This window comes from Helicobacter sp. 23-1044, assembly GCF_053654695.1.
In genome coordinates this window covers 1-21,562 of sequence record NZ_JBSIUQ010000006.1, presented here as the reverse complement: position 1 = coordinate 21,562, position 21,562 = coordinate 1, and the positions used below count along the sequence as shown (strand labels likewise).

The following is a 21,562-nucleotide window of genomic DNA, read 5'->3' as shown; positions in this document are numbered from 1 at the left end:
CCAAAAGTCATCGGAGTCTAAAAAGATAATGTAGTCGATTTTTGGTGGGGTTAGATTCGCGCGATTTGGGTGGGTGTAAAAAGTCATTTGTGGAGAAATTACCCATCCCCTGCACCACCCTAGCGCAAGGGAGGGGGAAACTTTGGATACTTGCTTCACTTCGTTCGCAAATCCTGTGGATTGCTTCGGCAAATCCTGCGATTCGCCTCGAAACGACGAAGTGGGTGCGTTTAGATTTGCATTTAAAACAACGGAAGGATTTTCGGGATGGCTTTCGTGGTTTTTTGAGATTTTTGGGGCAGAGACTAGACTAGCGGTCTGCGATGCCCCGAAAATCTCAAAATCTGCGGAATGCTTCTCTAAAGACAAATTGCCCCCAAGCGAATTAGCAAAATAAGAAATCCCTGCATTTCTTGCGCTACTTAATCCTCCATTTTCCTTGTCAATCAGCACGAATCGCTCATCCTTTGCGACATAATCTAGCGCAATTTTTAAACTTTCGCTTATTTGCGCGTTGTCTTTTGGCGAAAAATCGGGGAGTTTGCCACTCGCTTCGTCAATAGACAAATCAGTCTTATTTCCTTGCTCGTGGCTACACAACCACGATTTCTCATCCAAAATACTTCCGCGCGAGTCGCTTTTGGTGCTAGATTCCGCAAAATCCGTGCTGCCGTCATTTACCAAGCACACTTCAAAATTACCATAAGTTTGTGCGAGGACCGAATCCAAGCACTCACGCAAATACGGCGCGACATTATAGATAGGTATCACGACTCCAATTTTGGGTGCGTTAGATTCGCCACTCACATTGCCACATTTTGCATTTGCAAGATTCACGCCTTACCTCGCGCCTCGCCGTCTTTTATTTTCTTTTTTGAGTTCATCAATTAAGATTTGAAATGGCGAAAAGACGCGTTTTAGGATATTTATCGGTGCTTTTGCGGTGTCTTCTAATAGCGAAATTTCTGTTTTTGGATTTTCCAAAGTGCCTTTAATCGTCAAATCCGTGCTGATTTTCCCATCTTCGCCAAGTAGCAAAAACCCGATGATTGGGATTTTATTTAGAATCGAACTTAATGATTTTATGGTGGAGAGTTCAAGGCGGATATTTAAATCTTGCGTTTTCAAATCCACCACGCCATTGCCGCTAATATCTACCGAACTGCCCTGAATTGCGATATTTTCTAGCGCAAGATACTCGCTATCCACGCCCACACGGACATTTGCTTCATCTATCTCATATCCACTCGCGCTAAATCCGGGCAGTTTGAAAACAAGCAAGGATGGGATGGTATCAATAAAAGTTAGGATATTTTGCAAAGTCGCCATCTCTTTTATTGTCGTATCATACGCACTTATATCGCCTACAAAGCGATTTTTTTGATAAATCCCAAACACGCCAAATGTCCCGCCACTCACCATATCCTTGCCAAAGACGCCGTTTATGAAATTCGCGCTAAAATTATTCGCCTCCACTTGCAATCTATCATCGCTCAAAATGATATTTGCAATGCCGTTTTTATTGCGTCCATTGGCGATAAATCCGCTTTTTGTGGTTTTTAGCATCGCTTCATCAAATGGGATTTGAAAATCAAAAAGTGCAATGTTTAGATTTTGCCCTTCAAGTAGAATATTTAGGGGGTTTTTTTGATTTTTGTTCGCTGAATCGTGCCGTTGATTCGCCAAATCTTTCGCATTTTTCGCCGAATCTACGCTAGATTCAGCGAATATCTCGGCAAAGAGCGGGATTTTTGACTCCAAAATCTCATTTACATTTATGATTTTATCACTGATATTTAAATCGATATCCTTGCCTTCAAGGGCGAATTTTAGGGCGATTTTATTTGCGCTATCGCTCAAAAATATCTCATCGCTAGAAATTTTGCCTTCGATTTTTAGCGAAGTTAGGCGGGTTTTGTTTGCGTGATAGATGGGATAGTTTAGATTATTTAGCGTGGCATTTAGCGAGATTGGCGCAGAATCTTGCGGGATTTTTAGCGATAAATCGCCATTTTTAAAGTCTAATTTTGTAAGCAAAGGCGCATAAGGCAATAAATTTGAAAGATTTGCGCTAATGGCAATTTCATCAATGAAGTCGATTGTCACGCCAAGCGGGGCGATTTGGATAAATGTGCCTTCATTAAAGTCCATATTTGCGGTAAGTGCGACTTTGTTAAGATTTAAAATATCATCCTCCCCGCTTTTAAGTTGCAATTTGCGTGGGGTAGCACTAAAAATCGCCGTTTTTTTATCCGCGTCCATTCGCATTTTTAAGTCGCTCTGCAATATCTCGCCAAATTTCACATTCGCAGAATCTAACTCGATTTTATCCCCATCTAGCGAGATTTTCGCAGAATCTATGCTGATTTTTGCCTTTGCGATTTCAAAGGTAGAATTTGCGATTTTTATCTCGCCTTTTGCCCTTGCCTTAACCTCCAAATCCCCGCTAGGCAGTAAAATATCAAGGATTAGTTCGCCACTATTTTTGCCACTTATTTGTCGCAAAGGCAGTGGCACTTCATAATTCTCCAAAATCTCCAAAATATTTTTATCTAATAGCGTTTTGTTTAGGTTTAGATTGATTTGCAAAAGTGTCTGCGGGGCGAAAAAATCGCTTATTTCAACAATGGCATTTGAGATTTTGGTGGGAGAAGTCGGCGCATTTTTCGCTGAATCTCGCCTTTGATTCGCTGAATCTTTGAGATTTTTCGCTGAATTTGTGAGATTTTTCGCTTCGCTCAAAATGACAAGATTCGCCGAATCTGTCGCATTTTTCGCTGAATCTACGCTAGATTCTGCGAATTTAGATTCTGCGCCATAAATGCCATCTTTTAGCGCGAAACTAAGTTTGCCATTTTTAAAGCGGACAGCGACTTTTTGCGCGGTAATATGCGCTAAATTATCATCGAAATTTAACTTAACATTTTCTAAAATCCCATCGGCATAAAGATTATCATTTATCACTCTATCGATATTTTTCAAATCCAAATTTTTGGCATAAAGATATGCGCGATTTATCGTAACTGCGCTATATTTCGAGCGTTCATACATCCACTCATAAACATCCAAATCCGCCATTTTAATATAAGGTGCTAAAATCTCAATGCTACTTAACTTCGCAGAATCTAGGGCAATATTTAGGTATTTTAGATTCGTCTCGCCTTGAAAACTTATCACATTATCCACGCGATTATTGATATAACTATCCAAATCAAAGGCAAAGATTCCGCCCCGCTGTAAATACAAAATGCGCCCTTTGATGATTAAATCTTGCTGTTTGACTTTCAGCACCTTGATATTTAGCAAAATGTCGCCACCATCGTTATTTAGTGCAAAATCCGCCAAAATATACGGCACATTCACACGAAATGAATCACCATCAAAGCGGACGAAATACCGCTCGCCATCGTAATTTATCCGCGCTAAATCTAACTTTTGAAAGAATGATGAAAGGGCGATTGCGTAATGTATGGTTTGCGTAATATCGCTAATCTTTGGCGCAGAATCGGGCGATTTATTCGCATTTTTCGCTGAATCTGCCTTTTTTGCGATGTCAATTTGCCTTATTTCTAAAATTAACTTTTTGTCTAATTTTAGGTATAATCCGCTAATTTTTATGTTTGCGATTGATAGATTATCGATTTTGAATCCATCGCTCAAAACTTTATAAACAAGGGAGCAACACAGCACGACAATGAGTAAAATTGCGACTTTACTATATATTTTTTTTAATGCTTTGGCGTTTTTTTTCATATCACTTTTTTATTATCTAAGTTTGGAATCATCATATCCTAGCGTCATAAATGTGCCAAGAGGCGATGTTAGTGCAATTATAGCACATTTTAAAAGAAATAATTTAGATATAAATCGATTTGATAAATTTTTGTTGCGATTTTTTGGGCATCCGCAAAGCGGGTGGATTGAGATTGCGCCTAGCGATGCGCTAAATCGCACGACTACAAAGGGTAGTTTTTTATATCAGCTAACCACAAACAAAGCTGCCTTAAAGACAATCACGCTAGTCCCCGGGGAGACTATGCACTTTTTTATCGAGCATATCAATGAAGTTTTGGGACTTGACAAACAAGCACTTTGGGACGCATATAATGAATTTGCAAAATATCCTGATGGCGTGATTTATCCAAATACTTACAAAGTCCCGCTTGAAATTGGTCCGCGCTATTTGATGAATCATCTCATTTCGCAGTCAATGCGGGAGCATAAGAAAAATGCGATAAAAATTTTGGGGCGATATGATGAAAAGCAATGGTTTAACTTCGTAACGATTGCCTCAATCGTGCAAAAAGAAGCCGCAAGTATCGATGAAATGCCCCTAGTCTCTGCCGTGATTTTCAATCGCATAAAGGCAAAAATGCCACTTCAAATGGATGGCTCGCTAAATTATGGCAAATTTTCGCACTCAAAAGTTACGCCCGAGCGGATTCGCGGGGATAAAAGCGTGTATAATACTTACCTAAATCGCGGGATTCCGCCTTATCCTGTGGGGAGCGCGAGTTTAGATGCGATTTTGGCTACGATTCGCCCTGCGAATGTGGATTATCTTTACTTTGTCCGCGATAGAAGCACGGGGAGGCATACATTTAGTAAAACTTATAAAGAGCACAAGAGCAATTTCTAATGAAAAGCAATTCGTCTTTGGGTGCATTTTTCGCATTTGTAAAAATTTTAGGGCGTTCGCAGACCGCTAGTCTAGTCTCACACCCTAAAATTTTTACAAATACAAAACCTCCACCGCAAATACTAGAATTGTTTTATAGGCAAAAAACGCCGTCATTGCGAGTGAGCGAAGCGAGCGTGGCAATCCAAGATTCTGCGAACGCAGAATCTAATGAAATCAAATCTGTGCGAAGCACCGAAACTCGCCCGCTTCGTGGTGCAAAAAATCGGAAGCAAACGAGCAGTAGTGCGAGTGCCGATTTTTTGCTAGAAGCGGATAAGCGAGGCACTCCCCCTAAAAGCGAAAAGCGTGAGCTTTTGGCGCGTAGGGGGAGCGGGGCGGGGGGTGCAGCCCTTTTGCGAAAAGATTCAAGCGAATCTAAAAAACAAAATGACGAAAATTTGGCAGATTCTGCGAATCACACGAAAATCGCAGAATCTAGCGAAAAAAATACAAAAAACGCAGAATCTACCCCAAAATCGCAGAATCTAAATGTGGATTGCTTCGGCGATAAATCGCCTCGCAATGACGAATCTAATGTGATTTCTTTGCTTCACTGCGTTTCGATTAGAACGACAATACTGCTACTTTGTTTTCTAATTTTTACCCACGCCGACGAATTTACCCCAAACAAAAACCACGCCATAAATATCGTTAGCGAAAATGACGCATATTTCGAGCCATTCATAAAAAGCGATAGATATTACACGGGCGGGCATTTTGTGAGTTATTTAAGTCCGGAATTTGCAGATTCTGCGCTAAATTATATCGCGGGATTTTCGCACCTCTACGACAAGCATTTCACGCGCTTTTTTCTCTCGCTAAATCAAGAGTTACACACGCCAAGCAAGGCAAACTACGATAGCGTTGTGGCAAATGATGATTTGCTCTTTGGCGCGGGACTTTACGCAAATCTCTCATTTGTGAGCCGAACGCGGGATTTTATGGAGCAATTTAGCATAGATTTGGGCGTGGCAGGACCACTTGCGCTTGGCAAAGAGACGCAAAGTGCCATCCACGCGCTGACAAATAATCGCATTTACAAAGGATGGGATTATCGCGCGCTAAAAAATGAATTTTTGTTTAACTTTCATTATGGATTTATTTGGCGGTGGGTGTTTATTGAGGATTTTTTTGATGTGTTGCCACATTTTCAAATTTCGCTTGGAAATGCGCGCACTGCGATAAATGCGGGGGCAAAATTTCGCTTGGGATATGGGATAAAAAATGACTTTGGATTGCAAAAACTACACTCAAAAATCGCCCAAAATATCGCAGGTGACGGACTAAAAGTCTATGTATTTTTTGGCGCAAGTGGGAGCATCGTGGGGCGCGATATGTTTATAGAGGGCAACTCGTTTGGTGGCGCAAAAAGTGGCGTGAAATTAGAGCGATTTTTGTATGAAGCTGAGCTAGGCGCGATGATTGGGTGGAAATATGTCTCTTTGGGGTATGTTTGGAGTAATCAATCAAAGCGATTTAGGGGGCAAATAAGGCAGCACAAATACGGCTCGATTCGCTTGGAGATAATGTTTTAGATTCTGCGAATGGGCGAGATTCTGCGATTTCGTGCGAAAAATGTGCGAGATTCTGCGAATTCGTGCAAAAAACGGGCGAGATTCTGCGAATTATTACCTTTCGCAGAATCTAAAATAAATCGCTATGCGAACCAATCGCAAGGCAAGTTAAGATTAAAACGCGCTTTTCTTTTTTGTAAATTAGCAATAAATCTGGCTTTATGTGGCACTCTCTAAATCCCTCATACTGCCCTGTTAGCTTGTGGTCTTTGTGCTTTGCGTCTAATATTTCATCGTTTAAGAGTTTGTCAATCACTGCTTTTGCGCGCACTTTATCATCATCGCTCAATTTTTTATACTGCCTTTTAAAGCGTGAAGTGGGTTTAAAGATATACATCAAGCATTCTTTTCAAACAAATCTTTTTCAAATTCATCAAAATTTTTATAGGTTTTAAGCGTATCTTTTTCTCGCTCATATTCTTTAATCGCCCTATCTATGCCTTTTTCGCGCATCGGCTTTACCTTCGCCTTGCCTAGCTTTGCGATGTGTTTGATGATTTTTACCAAATCTTTGTCGGCATTTTCCACTACGATAGTCATTTTGCGTCCTTTTTTTAAAAATTTAGGCGAAATTATAGCGTGATTTTTTGCAAAAAAATGCTTTGAATTTTGGGGAGATTCTGCGATTTAGCTAAAATCGTGCCGTTTTTTAAGCTCCCGCATTTCATATCATAGACTTCAAATCCCACGCTTTGGCAGGTTTGGCGGATTTTTTTGTTGCTTGAATAAGTGCTAATTGCGCCGTGATTTTTTAGAAGCGTGTGTAGATTTTGAAAGTGTGATTTATCCCACAGCTCGGCGTTTTTGGTGGGGCTAAAAGCGTCTTGATAGATGATATCAAAGGCATTTGGCGTAGAATCGGCTAGATTTTGCAAATAAATTTTCGCATCGCCTTTGTGTAGATAAAGCGATAGATTTTCGCTCTCCCACGCTCCACGCAAAAATAGCGAATCTAAAATTTCGCGCAAAGGCAAATAATAAAGCAAGATTTTTGGATAGGCAAAATCTCGAAGCGTTTCAAGCAAGTGCAACTCAACGGAGTAGATTTTAACGGCAATCCCGCACTTTTTGGCAAAGGCAAGTGAAAAAAGTGCGTTGTATCCAAGCCCAAAGCAAATATCTAGGATTTTTATGGGATTTTGTGGCGCAGAATCACGCAAATTCGCAGAATCTAGCGTAGATTCTGCGTTTTTAGCGCGATTCGCAGAATCTAATATTGCAGAATCTTTCGCAGAATCCAAATTCTGCGTTAGCGCAAATGTGGGGATTATGTGCTTATAAAGCGTCTCTAATATCGCGCCGTCCTTTGTGCTATGATAAAAATCGCCGTATTTCTCGCTATATAGGCTAAAAGAGCCATCTTTGGTTTTTAAAAATTGCGTTTGCAAAGATTGAGTTTGCAAGGATTAGCCCTTATACGCCTTGCTTCTATGCGCTATGCAAATGGCATAAATCACTAGCTCACTATCGATAATCTCGCATATTATGCGATAATCACCCACGCGATACCGCCAAAATCCGCTCAAATCCCCAGCTAACGACTTTCCCCTAGCGCGTGGATTATCTAGCGTTTGCAACTCTTGCGTGTAGTTTTTTATACGCTTTTGTGTGGCAATATCTAATTTTTTAAACTGCTTTTGCGCATTTTTGGAGTAGATAAAGCGCATTAAATGCCTATTTTAGCGTAAAATTCATTAGCTTCTATCCCGCTATCGCCTTGCAATCTATCTTTTCGCCCTTGCAGTGCCAACACCAAATCCTCTAAATCCTCCAAATACGCCTCTAACGCCTTTTGCATAAGTTTTTCTTTGGAGATATCTTGCTCTTTGGCAAAAAAAGTATATGCGTCCTGCAAATCTTGTGGCAAGTCTAAAACTACGCTCATTTCGCACCCCTTGTGATTTTTGCGTGAAATTATAGCACATTAGATTCTACGAATCCAAAAAAATATAACCGACTTGCGCGGAAGTATTTTGGATGAGAAATCGGGGTTGCGCGGTTGTGAGCGAGGCGATAGAACTAATGGTTCATCAACGAAGCGAACAACAAGTCTCCCCGATTTATCGCCAAAGAGACAACGCGCCCCCTACTTAAATTTTAGATTTTTCGCATAGAAACTTCGCACAAAGTCATCGATTGGCACCATAATCTTATAAAACGCAGGGACGGCTAGCAAACTTAAAAACATCGATACGATTAGCCCCCCAATCATCGAAATGCCGATGGGATACTTCATCGCACTCCCCGCACCTGTCGAAATCGCCAAAGGTAGCATACCAAACACCATCGCAAGCACAGTCATCAAAATCGGGCGTAGGCGCGATTCACCCGCTAGGATAATCGCTTCATCCACGCCCTTGCCTTTATTGCGAAACTCATTTGCCATATCGATAATCAAAGTCGCATTTTTACCCACCACGCCCATCAAAACCATCAGCCCAATTAGCCCAAACATCGTAAGTCCATTGCCTGTAATCCAAAGTCCAATAAACGCCCCTGAAAAGGACAGCGGGAGCGTTATCATTATAATTATTGGCTGCACTAGCGATTCATACAACGCCGCCAAAATTAAATAAATCAAAATAAACGCCGTAGCAATGGCGATGACAATCTGCTCGATTGTTTGCTTGGCGTATTTTGCCTCGCCATCAAGCGTGTAGTTTGTGCCATCCACTAGCCACTCGCTTTTGCGCTCACTCATCTCTTGCAAAATCGCATTTAGGTTGTTATCATTTTGATTGATATTGCCATAGATTGTGATACTTCGCTCTCTATCATATCGCTTAATCGAGCTAGGGAGCGAAGTTTCTTTGATTTCAATCAGTCCATCGATAAATACCATTTCGCCCCTTGCATTTGGGATTTGCAAAAAGCGCAAATCCTCTAATTTCTTTCGCTCATCATCTGGCACACGAAGCAAAATGTCGTATTCTTTTGCATTCTCGCGATAATATGAAATCGTGCTCTCCCCTGAAAACGCCGCATTTATCGCGCGTCCAATGCTTTGTGCGGAGACATTTGCGCGGTTTGCGTTTTGTCGCAAAATATTTATGCGATATTCAGGCGCGTAATCGGGCGTATCGGTTCGCACATCGGTAATGCCTTTCACGCCACGAAGCATTGCGACTAATTTATCGGCAGATTCTGTGACTTTGTCTTGATTATCGCCTTTGATAATGACTTGCAAAGGCGAGTTTGGACCGCCACCCATCGTAGAAATCTCAGCGATTGAGATTTGCAAATGCGAGAATTTCTCACGCAGCTTTTTTCGTAAATCGCTCATCACTTCAAACTGCGTCCTATCTCTCTTATCTTTATCTACGAGCTTCACATAGATTTTCGCGCGGAAGGGATTTTTAAGACTATTATAGCCGATTTGCTCACTCGCTGAATCTACCGCAGAATCTTGCGCCACTTCGCTATAAATCTTCTCCACTTCGCCTTGCATCGCTTCAAGCGTAATGCCCGGCTTTGTCTCAATAAATATATTAAACTCGCCCATATCCTCGCTACTCATAAAGTTAAATCCAAGTCGCGAGATTAGAAGCAAGGATAGCGCGAAAAATATCGCCGTAGCAAGAATCGTCCAAAATTTATATTTGATTGCCACGCTAACGCTTTGAATGTAGAGCTTGTCGATTCGCCTGAAAAATGGCTCTGTTGCGATATAAAATCTACTTTGCTTCGTGCTAACCACAAGCGAACTAATCGTAGGGATTATCGTAACGACAACAAAATACGAAATCACAATCGCCGCAACAACGGATAGCGCGAAGCTTTGCATAATGCGCCCGATAATCTCGCCCATCGTAGCAATCGGCACAAACACCGCCAAAAGCATTGCTGAAATCGCAATTATCGCAAAGCCAATCTCTTTAACCCCCTCATACGCCGCCTCTAACCTTGGCATTCCTTTTTCTAGCTTTTTATGAATATTTTCGATGACAACGATGGCATCATCAATAATTATCCCAATCGCCAAAGTTAGCGCAATCATCACAAGCATATTTAAACTCTGCCCCATACCTTGCACCACCGCAAAAGTGCCGATGATTGAGATAGGTAAAGAAACCGCCGCAACGATAGTCATTGTAAAACTTCGCAAAAATAAAAACACAATCGAAGTCGCCAAAATCGCCCCCAAAAGCAAGTCAAATTTCACCTCATCGATTGAGTGCTGAATATAAGTCGTAGAATCTCGCAAAACCTCAATCTCATAGTCCTTTAACTGCTCTTGCAATTCGGGCAAAATCTTATGCACGCTTTGTGCGATGGCGATGTCATTTTGCCCTGCGAGTTTTTGCACCTCAAAAATCACGCCCCTTTTGCCATTTACCTTTGCAAAAGTCGTATCTTCGTTTATAAAGTCGCTAACCTCCGCAATATCACCAAGTTTGAGATTATTTGTGATGCGAATCTGCTCTAAATCCGCCACACTTTTGGCGTTTGCATCGATTGTCACAACCCATTCTTTTGAATCTGTCTTAACCTTGCCACCGCTTATTTCGATATTTTCTTGTGCGATGATTTGCGAGAGTTGCGCGTAGGTTATGCCATATTTATTCATAAGTGCGACATTTGGCTGGATTCGCACTGCCCTGTTGCGATAGCCAATCGCATTTGTCCCTGCTACACCTGCTATGCGCTCTAATTTTGGCTTTACAACTTCATCTGCGGTTCGCATAAGCGCTGGGAGCGAGACTTTATCACTACTTACAAAAATGCTTAAAATCGGCGTAGATGAGCTATCAAACTTCAACACCATAGGATTTTTGATATTGCTATCATCAAATTGAATCGCACCCACCTTGTCGCGCAAGTCATTCATCGCCTCCGCCTTGTCCTTTTCTAACACGAAGTTTGCAATCACAAGGGAGACATTTTGCGAAGTAATCGAAGTGATTTTATCCATCCCATCAATCCCGCTTAACGCCTCTTCGACTTTGTCTGTCACCTTTGTCTCAATCGTCTCGGCATTTGCGCCCGGATAAGTCGTAACAACCGCTGCCACAGGGAAGTCAATATCAGGCCAAAGCGACACAGGGAAGCGAAAAAGTGCCAAAATCCCAAAAAATAGTAGCATTAGTCCAAATACAAGCGTCAAAATGGGCTTTGAGATTGCTATTTTATACATTTTTTAATCCTTTTTAAAATTTAATTTGTTTTTACAGATTCTGCGATTCGCGCGAAAATTGCGCTAGATTCTGCGAAAATTGCGAAAAATGCGCTAGATTCTGCGAAAATCTCCCGCCACATTGTCATTCTGAGCCGTAGGCGAAGAATCTCTATTGTTTTTTTGAGATTCTTCAATCGCTTCGCTCTTTCAGAATGACAAAACACTGCCAGATTCTGCACTTGCTTCACTCTTTCAGAATGACAAAATGTCATAAGATTCACCCCTATTTTGTAGTGATAAATCCATCGCCAAATACGCCAGAGACCATATTTTGCACTTTTGCTTCTGCCTTTATTTTGCGCGTTTGCGAATCTATGCTTGGATAAACCTTTGTGATTGTCGCACTTTGCTTATTTTTGGCATTATCCACCGAAAAATTATAAACATCGCCGACTTTGACTTTCCCCGCGTATTTGGAGTCAAACTCTAACACAATCTTTACTTCATTGCTAATTAGCGTAAAAAGCTCGGTAGAATTTTGCGCTACGCCCTCGCCTAACTCGATATTTTTTGTAGCAATCACGCCATCAAATGGAGCTTTCAAATAAGTATCATTTAGCATTTCTTTTTGCAGTTGCAAGGACGCTAATGAAGTCTTATAGTTATTTTCCGTGCTTTTAAAATTCGCATACATTTGCTCATAAGTGTTTTTGTCAATAACGCTTTTGCTTTGCTCGTATCGCTCAAACTGACTTTTTTGAAATAAATAAGTCTGCTCGTTTGCGTCCGCTTGGGCTTGTTGCATTTTGACATTTTCGATTTGTGTGCTATTTTTGATTTTTAACAGCACATCGCCTTTTTTGACTTTAACGCCGACATCGACATTGATTGTATCTACGATGCCAGAAGCGTTGAGTTTCAAACTCGCCTCTTTTACGCCATAGCTTACAAAAGTCGCATAAACTTCCTCTGCCCATAGATTCGCACAAAATAGCGCGAATCCCGCTAAAAATACTAATTTTTTCATCTGTTACTCCTTATTTTAAAATTTACCTTTAATCAATATAATCTAATAGCGTTTGTCCGCTATAAAAAATGTAATTTGCCTTTTGCAATTCAAAGTTATTTAGGCTTTGAATATACACAGATTCGGCGTTGTATTTGGCGATAAGCGAATCCAAATAGTCATTATAGCTAACTAATTGCGCTTGATATTTTTGCAAAATCGTCTCAAATGAAGTTGTCGCACTTTTTAGCGCGGCTTTTGCGGAGTTGATTTGCGATTGCGCCGCGATAATGGACTTTTTGTAAAATTTGATATTGTTTTTTTGCTCATCGCGCATATAAGCGATATTTTTGGACACCATAAGGCTAGATAATTTCAACGCTTCTTTTTGGCGATTCGTGGTAAATCCGCTAAAAATATTCCACGAAACGCTTATGCCAAAGACATTTTGTTGCTTTGGATATTGCGAAAAATATCCCGCGCCCAAGATAGATTCGGCATTGTTTTTAAAATTCCACGAATAAGTATCAAATAGCGAAATCGTAGGAAAATATGTAATCGTCCCTGCTTGATAATCCAAACTCAAAGCCTGTTCTTCTTGCATTGTGATATTTAGGCTTTGAATCTCTTTGTCCGCAGGGGTTTTAATCGCCACAAGTTTTAGCTTTTGCACATCATCATTTGCCAAAAGTGAGAGTTGCATTTTGGTTTGCTCCAAATTTAGGCGAATCGTCTCTAATTGATATTCGGTATTGCTAAACTCTGCTTTTAGGCTCTCCAATGCGTCAATAGGTTGCAATCCCGCGTTGTAAAGAATCTCGATTCGCGCGACATTTGCGGCGATATTGATTTTTTTCTGCTCCATTGCAATCATCTGCCCTTTTAGCGAAAAATACTGATAATAAAGCGAAATCGTTTGCAAAAACATTGATTCTTCGCTATAACCCTTATCGGCAATCGCAGCGCGAAGCAAAGCGTTATTTGAAAGCAAACTATATTCACGCGCCGCCCCATCAAAAATCACCCACGAAGCACTTGCTTGAAGCTGATGGGTTTGCAATCCCTTGCCCCATTTGTTTTGCGGATATGAGTGCGCTAAACCAAAATTATACCCCACATCAATGCTAGGCAAATATCGCCCAATAACCGCGTCCCGCGTGGCTTTTGCTTGCTCAATCGCCAAATCTTTTGCTTGCATTTGGTAGTTTTGCTTTGCCTTTAAAAGCAAATTTTTTAAATCCAAAGTGCCTTCGCCTTCGTCATTTAGCCTATCTTTAATCTCATTTTGCGGATTTATCGCAAACATTTCTTCAAATGCAATCACAGATGAAATCGCAGAATCTGCGCTAGATTCTGCGCTTTTTGTAATCTCAATATCACTTGCGGCATTTAGCGCATTTAGCGCAAAAATCGCTAATATAATTTTTAGCTTCATCAAATTATCCTTAAATATTTTAGAAATTTTTGCAAAAATTAGTGCGAAATCATAATCAAAAAAGATTAAAATAAACTTAAAATTATCTTAAAATAAACTTATAAAAATTACCCAAAATCGCTGAATCTACGCCAAACAACGCAAAAATACCAAATCAAATTTTTTATACTAGCGGTTTAAAAAATCTGCTATTTTTTTGATTAGATTCTGCGCTAGATTCTGCGAAGTTTGTGCGAATCGCGCCAAAATCGCAGAATCTGCCCCTATTTCGTCATTGCGAGATTCTGCGTTTTTGCGTGTGAGTTTCTGCGATTTTGCCGTTTATATAAAATTTTTGCAAGAGTTTTCACATAAATCGCTATTCTTTTAATGCCTCTTTTAGCGCGGTGCAAACTACGCTTTTGTTGTCGGCGTTTGTGATAAGTTTAGCATTATTTACCATCACGCACATTTGCCCATCGTTAAAAAGTGCTTGAAAACCCATATATGATTTTAGCTCTGCTGCGATTTGTGTCATTTCTTGTTTTATGGCATTCTTGCAGGCTTTGGTGGATTTGCTATCCAAATACGCGCTTATGTCGCATACCGCATAATCATCAATGTCTTTTATATCATCTTGCACTGCGAGTGCTATGGCATTTTTAGCATAATACAATCTAGTCAAATAAGCTTCTACCCAAAATTCCATAAACGCGCCAAGTGCCTTTGGTGCGCCATCGATTTCAAATGCACCTACAAAATCATCTATTTGCTTTTGAGTTGGTTTTGTCGCCAATAAATTTTTGCCTTTTAAATCGCTCCACGCTTCATTTTCTGCTGCGGATTTTATCATTTGATAGTTGTTGTATCCTCTGCGCCCGTATTGAAAAATTTTCATCAATTTGCTTTTGTTGCTTATTGTTTGTAGATTTAAAACCATATATTTCAAATTTACGGCTTCTGTCTCGTGTCCGCAAGGCAGTCCAATGCAAACAGATGAACTTTGTTGATTTTCAATAAATGTGAAAAAATATTCACCCAAATCCTCAATCATTCGCCCTTGCTCTGCAAAAAAACTATCTATATTTTTGACAAAATCCGCATAATCCATTCGCCCATCAGATTCGCCTGTATAGTATCCCACAAGCGCAAATAGCAAAATGCTTCGTTGAGCGTTTTGATAATATTTCACAAAATCCTTTTGCTCTGCGCTTTGCGCTAATCTTTCTAATGTCGCATTAAAGGCAAAATGCTCTTTTTGGTAGTCTAAAAGCAAATTTAGGATTTTTACCTGCGGTGTATCATAAAACGCCACCGAATCATTGTCGCTAGGCGTAAAGCGCAATTCTTGTGGCACATCTTGCGAAATTGCTTCTTTGATTAAAGGTTCAAAGTCTTTTAGCTCTACGCTTTTGGAGTTTGTGATATTTGGCACTCCACAGCCACAAAGAAATAGTGCGAAAATCAAAATATATTTCATAGCAAGCCTCTTAAAATTTAGGATTAAAAAGTGCAAAATTATAGCGAAAATACGCTTGATTTTAGCGTAAATTTACTACGCATTTTTTGGATTCGTGTTTTGAATTTCACACCCGAAAATCACCACTTTTGCCACCGCTTTTGCTAATCAGGCGGATATTTGAAATCACCATTTTTTTATCCACCGCTTTTAGCATATCATAAATCGTTAGAAGCCCGATACTTACGGCACTTAATGCCTCCATCTCCACGCCCGTTTTGCCCTCGCATTTGACTTTCGCACTAAAAATCACCGTGCGATTTGTGGCGTCCATAGTCGCTTCGCAATCCACTTTGCTTAAAAAAAGCGGGTGGCACATAGGGATAAAACTACTAGTTTTTTTCGCTCCCATAATTGCTGCCACAATCGCCGTATCAATCACAGAGCCTTTGGAGTTTGTGTTGTTTTTAAGCGCATCAAACGCCTCCGCATTCATAGAGATTCGCCCCTGCGCCACTGCTTCACGCGCTGTAATATTTTTCGCCGAAACATCTACCATTGTAGGATTTTTGTGTTTGTTGATATGAGTTAGCATAGTTTGTCCTTTCACTTAGAATCTATAAGTTATTTGAATTGCATAATTGTGCGATTTGGTGCGCGAATCCAAATGCGAATCCATAAAATCGCGCTTTGATTCGCCCACTATTAGATTCACGCTCAAATCCCTTTGCGTGATAAAATATCCCAAAGTGTAGCCCAAAATCGCCCCGCCAAGCACTTGCAAAATCGTGTGCTTTTCGGCAACCACGCGCGAAGCCCCTGTAAGCGAAGCAAGGATTAGGCAAGGAATCCCAAGCGCATTGCCATATCGCTTTTGCGCAAATCCCGCCGCGACAAACGCACTTGCCGTGTGTCCGCTAGGGAAGCCCTCAAATGCTCCGTTATTTGGGCGTTGCGAGATTCGCGCGGCGTTTGGGTTTTTCTTTGCGATACCATAAAAGCTATATTTGATGATAAATGTCGCCCCAAGCGCGCTCCCCGTGCTAAGCGCAAGCCACCCAAGCCCCTCAAAGTCCTGCGTAGCAAGTGGATAAATCGCCACAAATGCGGGGAGAAACTGCATAATATCGCCATAAATCTCAAAATTTTTGGCGTGATTTATGGCGTTTGCGGAGTTTATCGCGCCACACAAAAGCGCGACACAAAGGATTTTTTTATAAATTTTCTTCATATCGCACCAAAGTGCCTTTTTTTAGCAAATTGATTTTGCCATTTATCGCAAATACGCGCTCTATTTTATCGCCCAAATCGCCACTTGTTTTGACTTTTTCTAACATTTTTGCGTAGGCGTTTATTAAAAAAAGTCGCATTTGTTCTTTAAAATCTGCATAATTTAGTGCCTTGATATGCTCATCAATGGCGATTCCTAGTAAATCTTTATGCTCTAATTCCCCGCGTTTTAGGGCTAAAAACGCCTCTTTATGCGTGAAAATGCCCTCGCTTAAATATTCTAGCGCAATTTCAAGCAACGCATTATCCTCCAAAATAGACTTCAACAAAATTTCCTCCGCATTTGATGGATTTGCAAATCTATGATTTGGCGCATTTGAATTTGAATCGCTAGTTTTGCTATTTTTGCGCAAATTTAGCAATCGTGGCGCGATTTGAAGCGTATTTGCCACAAAATCCTTGTATTCATCGCGCAAAAGCGGGGATAGATTTTTCATAAAGTCCAAAATCTCATTTAACGCCCTCTCTTTTTGCAGTGGATTGCCTAAATCAAAGCGATTCGCAATGGTTTGAATGACAAATTTGATAAATGGTATAGGCGCGGAAAATAGCTTTTCTAAATCCGCGATTTTGCCCTCCACCACCATATCTGCGGGGTCTTTGCCATTTTCAAAAATCACCACGCCACCATTTTTATTTGCGAGTAGCAAAGACGCCTTAAACGCCGCGTTAATCCCTGCATTGTCGCCATCATAGCAGAGCAAAATATCCACTTCGCCCCGACTGATAAGCGGTAAGTGCGATTGCGTGAGCGCAGTGCCTAGCGTGGCAACGGCGTTTGTAAATCCTGCTTGATGAAGCATAATCACATCAATATAGCCCTCTGTGATGATGATTTGGTGTTTTTTGAAAATGCCTTCCCGTGCGAGATTGTAGCCATAGAGAAGGCGTGATTTGTTAAAGATTTTGCTTTGCTGTGAGTTGATATATTTTGCGCCATCGCCGCTCAATATTCGCCCACCAAAGCCCACAGGTTTGCCATTTGTAGAAAATATAGGAAACATAATGCGCCCACTAAATCTTGCAAAAAAGCGATTTATATCATTTGAATCGCGCCCGATTACGCCCACTTCTAGCAATTTGTCAAATGGCATTTGATTGCGCCTTAAAAATGCGATAAAATCCCCTCCCACGCCACTAAAACCAAGTTTGAATTTTGCAATAGATTCATCGCTAATGCCTCTATCGCGCAAATATTGCAAGATATTTGAATTTTGGCGCAAGAGATTTTGATAGTAGCTTACAATCTTTGAAAGGCTCTCATTCACGCCAAAATCAAGCGGTTTTTTGTCGGTATAAGTTAGCGTGAAATTACACAAATATGCAAGTTTTTCAACCGCTTCGGTATAAGTCAAATTTTCGATTTTCATTATAAAGCTAATGCAATCCCCGCCCTCGCCACAGCCAAAGCATTTGAAAATATTGCGTTGCGGATTTACCACGAAACTCGGCGTATTTTCATCGTGAAATGGACAGCACGCTGTGTAATTTGCACCTATTCGGCGAAGCTCTACATAGTGGCTTACAATCTCATAAATGTCCGCTCTTTGCTTTAATTGCTCAATCGATTCGCGCTCAATCATCGCCAAAATTCGCCCTTTTTTTGATAGCAGATTCTGCGTTTTCGCAGAATCTAGCGCATTCTACAACTCGCCTTTTTCGATTTTTGCTAGCAAATACTCGGCGAATTCCTTTGCGTTTGGATAAAGGCGAGCGATACTTTGAGAATTTTTCGCCTTCTCAACCGCCTCTTTATATCGCCCGGCGCGAATGATTCTGCGTGTGTGCTTTATGCGATATTCAAGGGTGGAGAGTTCCTTGCCGTAGTTGTCGATTATCGTTTTTACGAGTTTTGCCCGTGCTTTTTTGTCGATGATTTCTATTTTGTCATATTTGATTAACGCCTCCAAACTGCATAAAATAAACCATCCGCCCGCTTTCATAAAAGAACGCTTGAATTTTTCATCTGTCATTTTTGTCGTCATTTTACTTCCTTTTTTGCTGAAATAGATTTGATATTTTACCCCATATTTTTAAAAAATGCTAATTTTGAAAAGATTTTGCAAGATTCTGCGTTTTTTGGCGTTTTTTCGCAGAATCGCAGAATCTCACGCGAAATTCGCAGAATCTATGATATTTTCGCAAAATCTAAAACGCAGAATCTAGCACGAAAATCGCAGAATCCACACTAAATTCCGTCATTGCGAGATTCTGCGAATTATTATTTTCCCGTCATTGCGAACGAGCGAAGCGAGTGTGGCAATCCAAAATTTTATCAAAAATCACGCATCCTTTATCGTTTTGATAAAGGATTCGTAGAATTTATCTAACTTTTCTTGCTCTGCCTCTAACTTCTCTAAATCCTTGCACTCAAGCTTCACACGGCATTCTAAAAGCTCGATTTTTTTTAGCAGATAATTAAACATTTGCGCTTCAATGTCGGGCAGTTTGTTTTGTGCGCTAGATTCGCGCTCACGCCCTTTTTGGATAATTTTGGCAGGGATTCCTATGGCAGTCGAATCGGGCGGAATGTCCTTTATTACGACAGAATTTGCGCCGATTTTGGCGTTTGCGCCGATTGTGATATTGCCCAAAATTTTCGCACCTGCGCCGATAACCACGCCATTTTCGATTGTGGGGTGGCGTTTGACTTTTTCCAAGCTCACGCCTCCCAAAGTCGCACCTTGATAAATGGTAATGTCATCTTTTAAAATCGCCGTCTCACCGATGACAACGCCCACTCCGTGGTCGATAAACACGCGCCTACCGATGATTGCCGCAGGGTGAATGTCGATATTTGCCACAAACTGCACAAATCCCATAATGATTCGCGCAAAAACCTTAAATCCACGATTATAAAGCCTGTGCGCCACGCGATGATTCACAAGCGCAAAAAGCCCCGGATAGTTGAAAAATAGCTCGATAGTCGAATTAAACGCAGGGTCGCGGTGGCGCACCGTGCGAAAATCCTCTTTGATAAGGCTAAAAAGATTCATAGTTTCTCGCTTTTATTAAGTCTATCGTCATTTTGAGCGAAGCGAAAAATCCACAAAATCTCAGTGATTCTTTTTGGATTCTTCGGTCGCTTCGCTCCCTCAGAATGACGAATTTGGAACATTGTTCTACTTCGCACTAATCGTCCTTAAATAGCCATTTTCGCTAAGCATTATATAAAGCTGTCCCAAAATCTCTTTGCGCTCATCATCGTTTAAAAACTCGCTCTCATCAATCCTTTGGCGCAAGATTCGCTCAATGTCCTTTGTATCATAGTCCAAATCATCAAGCACATCTAATATATTTTGCGCAGGGAGCAGGTTTTCGATGATATATCCGCTATCCTCTTCATCGTCCAAAATCACACTAAATTCTGTGGGGTGCGTGAAAAGATTGTGCTTCATTCCAAGCACTTCTTGATACGCGCCCACCAAAAAAAATCCCAAAAAATATTCATCATTTTTTATATCCACATCGTGCAAAAATAATGGCATATTTTTATCAAAGCTGATTTCGCCATCGCTATCGCAGGTTATATCCCAAAGACTTGCGCTTCGTGTTGGGCGCGTGTTTAGCTTATCAAGTGGCATTACGGGAAAATTCTGCCCTAGCCCCCAGCTATCTGGTATGCTTTGAAAAAAGCTACAATTTAGCAAATATCGCTCTTGAATCTCATCTTGGATTCGCAAAATCTCATTGTGATTTTTGTGCTTTAAAATGCCTATGACTTTTTTGATAATCAAATGCACCAAAATCTCCGCATTGCTTCTATCCTGCAAATCAATATATCCTAACTCAAAAAGCGTTAAAAGCGACTCCAAATGGTCTAAACTATCGTGCAAATACTCCATAGCGTGGCGTTCATCAATGCTATTATACAAATCCATCAGCTCATCGATTAACTTTGGATTTTTGTCTTTTTTAAGTTTTAGTGCCTGCTCATCGTATTCTTGCGAAAATAGCTCCAACACAGGCGCAACTAGCACAGCGTGACTTGCGGCGATATAACGCCCTGATTCGATGAAAATGTCTGGTTCGCGCTCTTTTTTGTTTTTGGCAATTTCTTTTAGCGAAAACACCACATCGCCACTAAATTCATCAAGTGTGTAATTGCGATTGTTTAGCCCCTCGTGTTGCGTGTATTCTACCGCCAAACCTCCGCCGATATTTACGATATTTAGGTTTTCACAGCCCATTTTGCGAAGCTCAGCATAAATGTTCCCCGCCTCGCGCAGTGCCTTTTTAAGTGGCGAAATATCGCGAATCTGAGAGCCGATATGAAAGTGAATCATCGAAAATTGTGAAATAAGTTTGGATTTTTTAAGTAGATTCACAGCCTCCAAAAGCTCTGTTGAAGTTAGCCCAAATTTGGCATTTATCCCGCCAGACTTCGCCCAAATCCCGCTCCCCATCGAATGCAGTCGAATCCTAATGCCGATATTTGGATATGGTGCGCCCATTTCTTTTGCCACTTCGATAATTGTCTGCAATTCATTTAGCCCTTCAATAGTCAGCGTGATATTATGCCCCATATTTGAAGCGATAAAGCCCAAATTTATCATTTCTTTGTCTTTGAATCCGTTGACTGTGATAGGTGAGCCTAAATTCGTATAAGCCATAGCGACAATTAACTCCGCCTTACTCCCTGCTTCTAGCCCGTAGTCCTTGTCGATTGACGCCTCCACAAGTGGTAGGACAAAGTTTGGAAATTGATTGACTTTGAGCGGGAAAACCGCCTTGAACGCGCCTTTGTATTTATACTGCTTAATGGAGCTTTTAAACGAGCTAAAAAGTTTGTTTAGTTGCTTTTTGATTAAATGCGGGAAGCGAATAAGAAGCGGACCTTTATAGCCGTCATCGCGGATTTTTCGCACAATATCAATAATGGCAATGTCTCTATTTTCTTCAATCTTTACCTTGCCATCTTCGATGACAAAATCATCTCTAGACCAAAACTTTATCCCGTAGTCAAACATCTCCGCCGTCCTTGTGTTTAAACTTAAAAAAGCGGAATTATAGCAGATTTAA

The 21,562-nt window shown here is 40.8% G+C and carries 22 protein-coding genes and 1 pseudogene; 4 read left to right on the top strand and 19 right to left on the bottom strand.

The window, feature by feature from the left end; genetic code table 11:
* Positions 1 to 660: 660 nt before the first annotated feature.
* A pseudogene (locus ACWIUD_RS06280) lies at positions 661 to 780 on the bottom strand (glycosyltransferase family A protein); the annotation flags it as partial.
* A 60-nt stretch (positions 781 to 840) separates the two neighbouring features.
* Positions 841 to 3,753 (bottom strand): YhdP family protein, encoded by a 2,913-nt coding sequence (locus ACWIUD_RS06275; protein ID WP_454147747.1) that lies wholly within the window; start codon positions 3,751 to 3,753, stop codon positions 841 to 843.
* On the opposite strand from ACWIUD_RS06275, the gene mltG reads away from it, so the two are divergent.
* Positions 3,695 to 4,639 carry an endolytic transglycosylase MltG gene (mltG, locus tag ACWIUD_RS06270; RefSeq protein ID WP_454147745.1) on the top strand — a complete coding sequence of 315 codons (945 nt, stop codon included), beginning with the start codon at positions 3,695 to 3,697 and terminating at the stop codon, positions 4,637 to 4,639. The two genes, ACWIUD_RS06275 and mltG, sit on opposite strands and share 59 nt — an antisense overlap.
* Positions 4,639 to 6,216, top strand: coding sequence for a lipid A deacylase LpxR family protein (locus ACWIUD_RS06265; protein ID WP_454147743.1), 1,578 nt, complete (start codon positions 4,639 to 4,641; stop codon positions 6,214 to 6,216). Before mltG ends, ACWIUD_RS06265 begins: the two co-directional genes overlap by 1 nt.
* 109 nt (positions 6,217 to 6,325) lie before the next feature.
* Here ACWIUD_RS06265 and ACWIUD_RS06260 read toward each other — a convergent pair whose 3' ends face one another.
* The 9 genes from ACWIUD_RS06260 to ACWIUD_RS06220 form a co-directional block, all read right to left on the bottom strand.
* Positions 6,326 to 6,592, bottom strand: a complete 267-nt coding sequence (locus ACWIUD_RS06260) for a type II toxin-antitoxin system YafQ family toxin (protein WP_454147741.1) — start codon at positions 6,590 to 6,592, stop codon at positions 6,326 to 6,328.
* On the bottom strand, positions 6,592 to 6,795 hold the full coding sequence (locus ACWIUD_RS06255; protein ID WP_454147739.1) for a hypothetical protein: 204 nt from the start codon (positions 6,793 to 6,795) through the stop codon (positions 6,592 to 6,594). Before ACWIUD_RS06255 ends, ACWIUD_RS06260 begins: the two co-directional genes overlap by 1 nt.
* Before the next feature lie 32 nt (positions 6,796 to 6,827).
* Positions 6,828 to 7,658 (bottom strand): tRNA (5-methylaminomethyl-2-thiouridine)(34)-methyltransferase MnmD, encoded by an 831-nt coding sequence (locus ACWIUD_RS06250; protein ID WP_454147737.1) that lies wholly within the window; start codon positions 7,656 to 7,658, stop codon positions 6,828 to 6,830.
* A gap of 3 nt (positions 7,659 to 7,661) precedes the next feature.
* Positions 7,662 to 7,922 carry a type II toxin-antitoxin system RelE family toxin gene (locus ACWIUD_RS06245; RefSeq protein ID WP_454147735.1) on the bottom strand — a complete coding sequence of 87 codons (261 nt, stop codon included), beginning with the start codon at positions 7,920 to 7,922 and terminating at the stop codon, positions 7,662 to 7,664.
* A complete protein-coding gene (locus ACWIUD_RS06240) occupies positions 7,922 to 8,140 on the bottom strand; it encodes a hypothetical protein (protein WP_454147733.1) in 219 nt (72 codons plus the stop codon). The genes ACWIUD_RS06245 and ACWIUD_RS06240 overlap by 1 nt, the downstream gene beginning before the upstream one ends.
* A gap of 201 nt (positions 8,141 to 8,341) precedes the next feature.
* Positions 8,342 to 11,389, bottom strand: a complete 3,048-nt coding sequence (locus ACWIUD_RS06235; protein ID WP_454147731.1) for an efflux RND transporter permease subunit — start codon at positions 11,387 to 11,389, stop codon at positions 8,342 to 8,344.
* A 20-nt stretch (positions 11,390 to 11,409) separates the two neighbouring features.
* Positions 11,410 to 11,643 carry a hypothetical protein gene (locus tag ACWIUD_RS06230; protein WP_454147729.1) on the bottom strand — a complete coding sequence of 78 codons (234 nt, stop codon included), beginning with the start codon at positions 11,641 to 11,643 and terminating at the stop codon, positions 11,410 to 11,412.
* A gap of 11 nt (positions 11,644 to 11,654) precedes the next feature.
* Positions 11,655 to 12,398: an efflux RND transporter periplasmic adaptor subunit gene (locus ACWIUD_RS06225; protein WP_454147727.1), complete on the bottom strand. Its 744-nt coding sequence runs from the start codon at positions 12,396 to 12,398 to the stop codon at positions 11,655 to 11,657.
* Between the two features lie 28 nt (positions 12,399 to 12,426).
* Entirely contained in the window at positions 12,427 to 13,812 is a 1,386-nt protein-coding gene (locus tag ACWIUD_RS06220; RefSeq protein ID WP_454147725.1) for a TolC family protein, read from the bottom strand.
* Positions 13,813 to 14,008: 196 nt separating this feature from the next.
* On the opposite strand from ACWIUD_RS06220, the gene ACWIUD_RS06215 reads away from it, so the two are divergent.
* On the top strand, positions 14,009 to 14,182 hold the full coding sequence (locus tag ACWIUD_RS06215) for a hypothetical protein (protein WP_454147723.1): 174 nt from the start codon (positions 14,009 to 14,011) through the stop codon (positions 14,180 to 14,182).
* On the opposite strand, the gene ACWIUD_RS06210 is transcribed toward ACWIUD_RS06215, so the two are convergent.
* From ACWIUD_RS06210 to ACWIUD_RS06190, 5 genes are all read right to left on the bottom strand, one after another.
* Positions 14,171 to 15,271 carry a hypothetical protein gene (locus ACWIUD_RS06210; RefSeq protein ID WP_454147721.1) on the bottom strand — a complete coding sequence of 367 codons (1,101 nt, stop codon included), beginning with the start codon at positions 15,269 to 15,271 and terminating at the stop codon, positions 14,171 to 14,173. The genes ACWIUD_RS06215 and ACWIUD_RS06210 overlap by 12 nt on opposite strands.
* Positions 15,272 to 15,377: 106 nt before the next feature.
* Complete coding sequence (gene moaC / locus ACWIUD_RS06205; RefSeq protein WP_454147719.1) at positions 15,378 to 15,845, bottom strand: cyclic pyranopterin monophosphate synthase MoaC; 468 nt, start codon at positions 15,843 to 15,845, stop codon at positions 15,378 to 15,380.
* Between the two features lie 15 nt (positions 15,846 to 15,860).
* Complete coding sequence (locus tag ACWIUD_RS06200) at positions 15,861 to 16,481, bottom strand: phosphatase PAP2 family protein (protein WP_454147717.1); 621 nt, start codon at positions 16,479 to 16,481, stop codon at positions 15,861 to 15,863.
* The gene (dnaG, locus tag ACWIUD_RS06195; protein WP_454147965.1) at positions 16,465 to 18,123 is read right to left on the bottom strand and encodes a DNA primase; all 1,659 of its coding nucleotides are present in this window, start codon (positions 18,121 to 18,123) and stop codon (positions 16,465 to 16,467) included. The genes ACWIUD_RS06200 and dnaG overlap by 17 nt, the downstream gene beginning before the upstream one ends.
* A gap of 60 nt (positions 18,124 to 18,183) precedes the next feature.
* A complete protein-coding gene (locus tag ACWIUD_RS06190; protein WP_454147715.1) occupies positions 18,184 to 18,525 on the bottom strand; it encodes a hypothetical protein in 342 nt (113 codons plus the stop codon).
* Between the two features lie 27 nt (positions 18,526 to 18,552).
* On the opposite strand from ACWIUD_RS06190, the gene ACWIUD_RS06185 reads away from it, so the two are divergent.
* Entirely contained in the window at positions 18,553 to 18,732 is a 180-nt protein-coding gene (locus ACWIUD_RS06185; protein WP_454147713.1) for a hypothetical protein, read from the top strand.
* 90 nt (positions 18,733 to 18,822) lie between these two features.
* On the opposite strand, the gene cysE is transcribed toward ACWIUD_RS06185, so the two are convergent.
* Genes cysE through speA form a run of 3 tightly spaced genes read right to left on the bottom strand, consistent with a single transcriptional unit; the run spans position 18,823 to position 21,510 of the window.
* Complete coding sequence (gene cysE, locus ACWIUD_RS06180) at positions 18,823 to 19,536, bottom strand: serine O-acetyltransferase (RefSeq protein ID WP_454147711.1); 714 nt, start codon at positions 19,534 to 19,536, stop codon at positions 18,823 to 18,825.
* Positions 19,533 to 19,673 (bottom strand): hypothetical protein, encoded by a 141-nt coding sequence (locus tag ACWIUD_RS06175; protein WP_454147709.1) that lies wholly within the window; start codon positions 19,671 to 19,673, stop codon positions 19,533 to 19,535. The genes cysE and ACWIUD_RS06175 overlap by 4 nt, the downstream gene beginning before the upstream one ends.
* Positions 19,663 to 21,510: an arginine decarboxylase gene (gene speA / locus ACWIUD_RS06170; protein WP_454147707.1), complete on the bottom strand. Its 1,848-nt coding sequence runs from the start codon at positions 21,508 to 21,510 to the stop codon at positions 19,663 to 19,665. Before speA ends, ACWIUD_RS06175 begins: the two co-directional genes overlap by 11 nt.
* Positions 21,511 to 21,562 lie beyond the last annotated feature (52 nt).